General features: G+C 63.2%; 6 protein-coding genes. 4 read left to right on the forward strand and 2 right to left on the reverse strand.

Annotated features, from left to right (window positions below):
- Positions 1 to 1178 (forward strand): APC family permease (locus KH616_RS18020; protein WP_292248944.1); only part of this gene is annotated, 1178 nt, incomplete at its 5' end.
- Positions 1179 to 1318: 140 nt separating this feature from the next.
- Here the strand turns inward: KH616_RS18020 and purU are convergent.
- Entirely contained in the window at positions 1319 to 2191 is an 873-nt protein-coding gene (gene purU, locus KH616_RS18025; protein ID WP_292248946.1) for a formyltetrahydrofolate deformylase, read from the reverse strand.
- Positions 2192 to 2607: 416 nt separating this feature from the next.
- Here purU and KH616_RS18030 point away from each other — a divergent pair, with 416 nt between their 5' ends.
- The 3 genes from KH616_RS18030 to KH616_RS18040 all read left to right on the forward strand — a co-directional run bounded on the left by KH616_RS18030 (position 2608) and on the right by KH616_RS18040 (position 7212).
- Positions 2608 to 3750 carry a porin gene (locus KH616_RS18030; RefSeq protein ID WP_292248949.1) on the forward strand — a complete coding sequence of 381 codons (1143 nt, stop codon included), beginning with the start codon at positions 2608 to 2610 and terminating at the stop codon, positions 3748 to 3750.
- A 476-nt stretch (positions 3751 to 4226) separates the two neighbouring features.
- Positions 4227 to 6461 (forward strand): TonB-dependent siderophore receptor, encoded by a 2235-nt coding sequence (locus tag KH616_RS18035; protein WP_292248952.1) that lies wholly within the window; start codon positions 4227 to 4229, stop codon positions 6459 to 6461.
- A 67-nt stretch (positions 6462 to 6528) separates the two neighbouring features.
- On the forward strand, positions 6529 to 7212 hold the full coding sequence (locus KH616_RS18040; RefSeq protein ID WP_292248955.1) for a Fe2+-dependent dioxygenase: 684 nt from the start codon (positions 6529 to 6531) through the stop codon (positions 7210 to 7212).
- Between the two features lie 101 nt (positions 7213 to 7313).
- On the opposite strand, the gene KH616_RS18045 is transcribed toward KH616_RS18040, so the two are convergent.
- Positions 7314 to 7872, reverse strand: a 559-nt coding sequence (locus KH616_RS18045; RefSeq protein WP_292248958.1) for a helix-turn-helix domain-containing protein, incomplete at its 5' end; no start/stop codon positions are given.

Genomic DNA, 7872 nt, shown 5'->3' on the forward strand with positions numbered 1-7872 from the left:
TCAAGCCGGGCCTGTCGCTTCGGATCAACGCGATCTTCGTCATCGCGACGATCCTCCTGCTCATTACGTTCAAGCTGCAGCATAGCGGTGCGTCGAAAGCGGCGCGCACGCAGCGCATTCTCGGCATCGCGTCGCTCACGCCGCTGCTGATCGTGGGTATCGTGCCGTTCGTGACCGGCGATGTGCCCATGTCGAACCTGTTGCCGCTGCTGCCGCTCGGCCACGACGCGCATGGCAACCTGACCGCCGGGACATTCGGTGCGTGGAACGGGCAGGGCGTCGTGATGGCGCTCGGTGCGATGTTCATGGCCGGCTGGGCATCATACGGCTTCGAAACCGCCGTGTGCTACACACGGGAATTCCGCGATCCGCGCCGCGACACCGCGAAGGCGATCTTCTGGTCGGGCGCGCTGTGTCTCGTCGTGATGACGCTCGTGCCGATGGCGTTCCAGGGTGCGCTCGGCACGCAGGCGATGCTCGATCCGGCGATCGGCGACGGAACCGGCGTCGGCGCGGCGATGGCGAAGATCGTCGGCGGCGGCGCATGGGTGGCGAACGCGCTCGTCGTCATGCTGATGCTGTCGATCCTGCTGATCGTGATGACCTCGATGATGGGTTCGTCGCGCACGCTGTATCAGGCGTCGGTCGACGGCTGGTTGCCGAAATACCTGTCGCATGTGAACGAGCACGGCGCGCCGACGCGCGCGATGTGGACCGATCTCGGCTTCAATCTCGTGCTGCTGATGATGTCGGACTACATGACGGTGCTGGCGATCTCGAACGTCTGCTACATGCTGTTCGTGTTCCTCAACCTGCAGTCCGGCTGGATTCACCGGATGGATCGCGGCGGCTGGGACCGTCCGTTCCGTTGCCCGACATGGCTGCTCGTCGCGGGTTCGATCTGCGGCTACGCGAATCTCGTCTATGTCGGCGCAGGCGCGAACCTGCAAGGCGACGGCACGCTGCGAAATGGCCTGATCGCGATGCTGCTGATCGTGCCGGTATTCATCTATCGCCACTACTGGCAGGACCGCGGCCGTTTCCCGGCGCAGATGCTGCGCGACATGGAACTCGACGTGCCGAAGCGCAGCATGTGGCTGAATCTTGTGCCGTATGCGGCATTGGTCGCGGCCGCGTTGACGATCTGGCTGTCGTACTACTTCGCCTGGGTCAGGTAAGCGCGCGGAAGAAACGGATCGTCCGCCGGGCCCGAATATCGCACACGGGCCCGGCGGACTTTTTTTATGCGCGCCGCGGTGCATGAAAGAAAGCCCGACCTGTGCGGACAGGTCGGGCTTTCGTCATCTGACGCGGCGAATTATGGAAAAACGACCGTCCGATCGCCGTTCAGGAACACGCGCCGCTCGATGAACGCCTTCACCGCGCGCGCGAGCGTGATGCACTCGACGTCGCGGCCGACCGCGAGCAATTGCTCCGGCCGCAACGCATGGTCGACGCGCTCGACGACCTGTTCGATGATCGGCCCTTCGTCGAGATCGTCGGTGACGAAGTGCGCGGTCGCGCCGATCAGCTTCACGCCGCGGGCATGCGCCTGGTGGTACGGTTTCGCGCCCTTGAAGCCGGGCAGGAACGAGTGGTGGATGTTGATCGCGCGGTTGGCGAGTTTCGCGCTGGTGTCGGCGGACAGCACCTGCATGTAGCGCGCGAGGATCACCAGTTCCGCGCCGCTCGTCTCGAACAGGTCGAGCCATTGCGCTTCCTGCCGCGCTTTCGTTTCGGCCGTGATCGGGAAATGGCGGAACGGCAACCCGTGCTGCGTGGCGAGCGGTTCGAGGTCGGCGTGATTCGACACAATGCCGACGATATCCATCTTCAGCTCGCCCATGCGCCAGCGGAACAGCAGATCCGCGAGGCAATGCTCGAGCTTCGACACCATGATCAGCACCTTCGGCCGCGCATTGACATCGTGGATCGCCCACTGCATGTCGAAGCCGGTGGCGATCGGCGCGAATTCGTTTCTCAATGCATCGATGCGAAGGGAGGTTTCGTCGGCCGGATGGAACACGCAGCGGACAAAGAAGCGGTTGCTGAGATCGTCGTCGAACACGTTCAGCGCATCGACATAGCAGCGATGCCGGTCGAGAAAGCCGACAACGGCGGCGACCTGCCCGGCAGCGCTCGGGCATGACAGCGTCAGGACGAATTGATCGGGGCGTGGGGCGGCGGTCATGAGGCTCCTCTGTTCGGGGTAAGCGATTTTGGCGGCGGCGCGTGTCGCGGCGAGCCTGGCAATGGCGATGCCCAAGTTAAACAGGCCAGATCGAAAGCGGATAGAACCGACCCGCCGTGTGGCTGGTATCGGCGCGTCAGCCGGACACGCCGGGCCGCGCGTGATGACGGGGCGTGACATGGCCTGCATCCGTCATCCGTATTTACCCGCGCAGTCGTATCTGGACCATTTGCTGTCGCCTTCAGACGGGTGACGCGAAATATGGGTTTGTACTTTTTCGTTCATGCCTTCGCTATTGCGAAAAGCGAAATGAAGGGGTCGTCGGTTGTAAGGAATTCGAAACTAACGCACAAGCATCGTCGCGAAACAGGTCTGGGGTCTTCTTTCCAACGAATGGTCAGGGAGGGTGGTCGATAATGAGAAAGTCGAAAGTTGCCGTGGCCGCCGCGCTTGCATGCGCGGCCGCTTGCGTACCCGTGATGAGTCATGCGCAGAGCAGCGTGACGCTGCATGGCACCGTCGATGCGGGCGTGACGTGGGTGAATAACAGCGGCGGCGCGCACGTCTTCAAGTTCGACGACGGCATCGCTTACGGCAACCGCTTCGGTTTCAAGGGCGTCGAAGACATGGGCGGCGGCCTGAAGGCGGTCTTCGCGCTCGAAAACGGCTTCCGTCTCGGCACCGGCCAGCTCGGCTTCGGCGGCACCGAATTCGGCCGTCAGGCATACGTCGGCCTGCAGAACGACTGGGGCACGCTGTCGTTGGGCAACCAGCTCGACATCACCAACGAACTGGTGTCGGTCTACAACATTTCCGCGTGGGCCAGCGGCTATGCGATCCACCAGGGCGACTTCGACCGCTTCAACGGCGACCGCCTGCCGAACTCGGTGAAATTCATGTCGAACGAGTTCGGCGGCTTCCGGTTCGGCGGGATGTATTCGTTCGGCAATGTCTCCGGCAACTTCCATCGCAACAGTGCATGGAGCGTCGGCGCGAGCTTTACGCGAGAGGGATTTTCGATCGGCACGGCCTATACGCGCCTGAACAATCCGTTCGGCATTTACTCGTTCGATCCGTACGCGATGATCGGCACGAAGACCTTCCTCGGCCAGCAGACCGTCACCATCGATCCGGTGACCGGCGAGCGGACCGACCTGTTTGCGAACACGCCGGCGGCCGTCGACAGCCAGGGCACGTTCGGCATCGGCACGAGCTACACGTTCAACCAGCTGACGCTGACGGGCAACTTCTCCTATACGACGATCAAGGGCTTCGGCAATACGTCGCACATGCAGGTCTACGAAGGTGGCGGCTCGTATCAGTTCACGCCGGATCTCAGCCTGCTCGCCGGCTATCAGCACACGCGCTTCGAAGGCCATCACTGGAACCAGGCTTCCGCGGGCCTGCATTACCTGCTGTCGAAGCGCACCGACGTCTATATCTCCGGCGATTATCTGCGCGCATCGAAGGACGTCGATGCGGTGATCGGCTACAGTTTCACGCCGTCGACGACGCAAACGCAGGCGGATGTGCGGATCGGTATCCGGCATTCGTTCTGACCGGTTTCGGCAAAGCGGTCTTCATCGAATCTCTCTTGGACGCGAACTTCGGTTCGCGTTTTTTTACAACCGGGGTGGCGCAAAGAACAGGTGAGACGGTCTTCTGTGCGAATGAGACGGGGATTGCGCCGCGCATGTGCAATTCCCGAAAAAGAAAGGATTGAGTCGTTATTTTGTGTGACGAATAAATCATGAAAATTACGAAATCCAATCACATCATTGCGCCATCCTTTCTGTAATTTTCAGAAATACCGCGCCGGTTCATGATGGGATCGTTATCAATTGAAACAATCTGAAAACCATGGAATGATATCGATTCTCATTTAAAGATCGATTCGTCGATTCCAGACCAACCGTAGCCAGCATGACGCCGCCTGCCGTTCCGGAACGCCAGCGGCCAGCCAGCCATCGTTTCCGTGCCGGTGCCGCGCGACCATGCGTGTGCGCACGGAGCCGCTTTTTCTGATTGGAACCCCATGTTGAACAGGACTCCGCTCGCGAGTGCGCTCGCGCTGGCCTTTGTCGTGCCTTTCGCTTCGCCCGCACTTGCGCAGAATGCGGCTGCCACGCCGTCGTCGGCCGCTGCTGCGGCCTCCGTGGCCTCCGCTGCGTCTGCCGCTTCCGCCGCATCGGCCGCAGACAGCGCGCCGGCCGGGCAGGGCACGCTTCCGGCCATTGCCGTGTCCGAGCAGGCGATCAAGCAGGACTTCCAGGCCGAGCGCGCGACCGTGGGCGCGAAAACGCCGACCGCGTTGCGCGACATTCCCCAGTCGGTCACGGTGATCAACAAGGCGCTGATCGAGTCCCAGGGGCTCACATCGTTCCAGGACGCGCTGCGCAATGCGCCGGGCATCACGATCGGCGGGGCGGAAGGCGGCCAGATCGGCAACAACATCAACCTGCGCGGTTTCACCGCACAGAACGACATTTATCTCGATGGTTTTCGCGATCGCAACCAGTACTACCGCGACACGTTCGATCTCGAATCGGTCGAAGTGCTGTACGGCCCGTCGTCGATGCTGTTCGGGCGCGGCTCGACGGGTGGCGTGATCAATCAGGTGACGAAGAAGGCGAACCTCAAGCCGTCCGCCGAAGTGTCGACGACGCTCGGCACCAACGACCGCTATCGCACGAGTGTCGATCTGAACCGCCCGCTCGGCGAGACGTCCGCGTTCCGCATCAACGCGTTCGGCCAGTCGCTCGGTTCGACGCGCGACGAGATGAGGAACAAGGACTACGGCATCGCGCCGGAGTTGCGCTTCGGCATCGGCGCACCGACCGAGGTGACGCTGTCCGCGCTGATCCAGCACAATTACGACATGCCGGACTACGGCGTGCTCGCCGTCAACGGCCATCCGGCGCCGGTATCGAAGGGCACGTTCTACGGTCTGACCGACGACCGCACGTTCCAGGATGTCCAGACAGTTTCCGCGCGCATCGACCACAAGATCAACGATTCGCTGAAGATCAGCAACCGCACGCAGTTCTCGCACTCGATGACCGACGCGCGCGAAACTGCGTCGGGCGCCGTGCTGACCGGGCCGCTTGCATCGAGCAAGGCGCTGTCGAACGGCAACTACACGTCGCTGCCGCTGTCGGCGCTGTACGTGAAGCTCGTGAGTCACGACCGCGTGATCGAGAACCACGCGATCTACAACGACACGATGGTGCAGTACCGGTTCGATACGGGCAGCGTGCGGCACGACCTCGTCGCCGGCGTCGAGTTCGGCCACGACAGCTATACGAACCAGGCATACACGCGCAGCAACCTGCCGATCGTGTCGCTGATCGATCCCGCCTATCTCGCATCGACGCCGTCGAATGCCGTGCAGACGGCGGCCAACCATGCCGAATCGGGTGCAACGTCGCTGGCCGGCTACGTGAACGACACGGTGTCGATCGGCAAGGCATGGAAGCTCGTCGGCGGCCTGCGCTGGGATCGCTTCCAGGCGCACATCGGCAATACCGTCAGTGCGCCGGCCTATGCGGCCCAGACGAATTTCTTCACCAGCGTGCGGGCTGGCGTGATCTATCAGCCGACGGACTGGCAGTCGTACTACTTCTCGTACGGCACGTCGTTCAACCCGTCGCTCGAAACGCTGACGGTGACGAACAACACGCAGAACCTGACGCCGGAACATACCAAGTCGTTCGAGGTCGGCGGCAAGTGGGACCTGCTGAACGACAACCTGTCGGTCACGTCGGCGTTGTTCCAGCAGGACAAGGACAACGCGCGCACGCTGACCTCGACGGGCGAATACCAGCTCCAGGGCGACATCCGCGTGCGTGGCTTCCAGGCGAGCGTGACGGGCCATATCTCCGAGAAATGGCAGGTGTACGGCAGCTATACGTATATGGACGGGACGATCCTGCACGCGCTCGACGGCACGCAGGGCAAGACGCTGGCGAACACGCCGCGCAATACGCTGACGCTGTGGACCACGTACGCGCTGACGCCGCACTGGGAGATCGGCGGCGGCCCGACGTACATGTCCAGCCGCTACGCGGCGAACACCAACTACGTGCAGGTGGGCGGCTACACGCGCTGGGACGCCACGGCCGCGTATCACGCGAAGCAGTGGGACGTGCGGCTGAACGTGCTCAACCTGACCAACAAGTCGTACTACGATGCGCTGATCCAGTCGGACGGCGGGCGTGCGGTGCCGGGTGTCGGCCGGACGTTCCTCGCGACCGTCGACTATCGGTTCTGAGCGGCACGCTCGCCGCGGGCGCGCCGTTCGTCATGACGGCGCGCCTCATCACGAAAGGGCAACGACGATGCTTGTACACATTCCGAACGTATTGACGCCCGAGCAGGTCCGCATGCTGCGCGATCGGCTCGATCATGCGGACGATGCGTGGGTCGACGGCCGCGTGACGGCCGGCTATTCGGGTGCGCCGGTCAAGCGCAACCAGCAGATTGCGGAGCACACGCCAATCGCGCGCGAGCTGGGCGACGTGATTCTGTCGGCGATCGAGCGCCATCCGCTCTTCATCAGCGCGGCGCTGCCGAATCAGGTCTATCCGCCGCTGTTCAACCGCTATGAAGGCGGGATGACGTTCGGCAGCCATGTGGACGGCGCCGTGCGGGTGCTGCCGAACGGCGTGAAGCTGCGCACCGATGTGTCCGTCACGCTGTTCCTGTCGGCGCCCGATGAATATGACGGCGGCGAACTCGTGATCGAGGATGCGTACGGCGTGCAGGAGATCAAGCTGCCGGCGGGCGACATGATCGTCTATCCGGCCACGAGCCTGCACCAGGTCACGCCCGTGACGCGCGGCGTGCGCGTCGCAAGTTTCTTCTGGGTGCAGAGTCTCGTACGCAGCGACGCGCAGCGTGCGTTGCTGTTCGACATGGACACCGCGATTCAGCGGCTCAACGCGAGCGATGCGGATGCGCAGGCACGCCGCAGCCTCGTCGGGTGCTATCACAATCTGTTGCGGATCTGGAGCGAGACATGAGTGCCGTTGAATTTGTTGAAACCGGCGCGGCCGTGTCCGAACCGAAGGGTGCCGGATCCGTGCGCGCGCCGCGCATGACGCCTGCGGCGCATGTGCGGTCGTCAGCGTAGCGCCCGGCGGTCGCCGCGCGGGCTCGCACCGAAGCGTGCGCGATACGTTCGCGAGAAGTGGGAGGGCGATTCGAAGCCACAGGCGACGCAGACGGCGGTGATCGTCATGTCGGTCTGCTGAAGGAGTTCGCGCGCGCGGTCGAGGCGCAGATTCAGATAAAAGCGCGTCGGCGTGTCGTTCAGCGTCGCGCTGAACAGCCGTTCGAGCTGCCGCCGCGTGACGGCGACTTCGCCGGCGAGCGCGTCGGGCCCGAGCGGGGTTTCCATATGCCGCTGCATCGTGCCGATCACCTGGATCAGCTTGCGGTTGTGCACGCCGTAGCGAGCGGCGATTTCGAGCCGCTGGCTGTCGGAGCGCTGGCGAATGCGGCTCACGACGAACTGCTCGGAAATGGCCGCCGCGAGATCGGCGCCATGCCGGCGTCCGATCAGGTCGAGCATCATGTCGATCGACGCGGTGCCGCCCGCGCAGGTGATCCGCCGCGCGCCGATCTCGAACAGCTCCTGTGTCGCATTCAGGTTCGGGTAGCGCTCGCGGAATGCGGCGAGC

The sequence above is a fragment of the Burkholderia sp. genome, from assembly GCF_018375725.1.
In the GTDB taxonomy this organism is placed as follows: Bacteria; Pseudomonadota; Gammaproteobacteria; order Burkholderiales; family Burkholderiaceae; genus Burkholderia.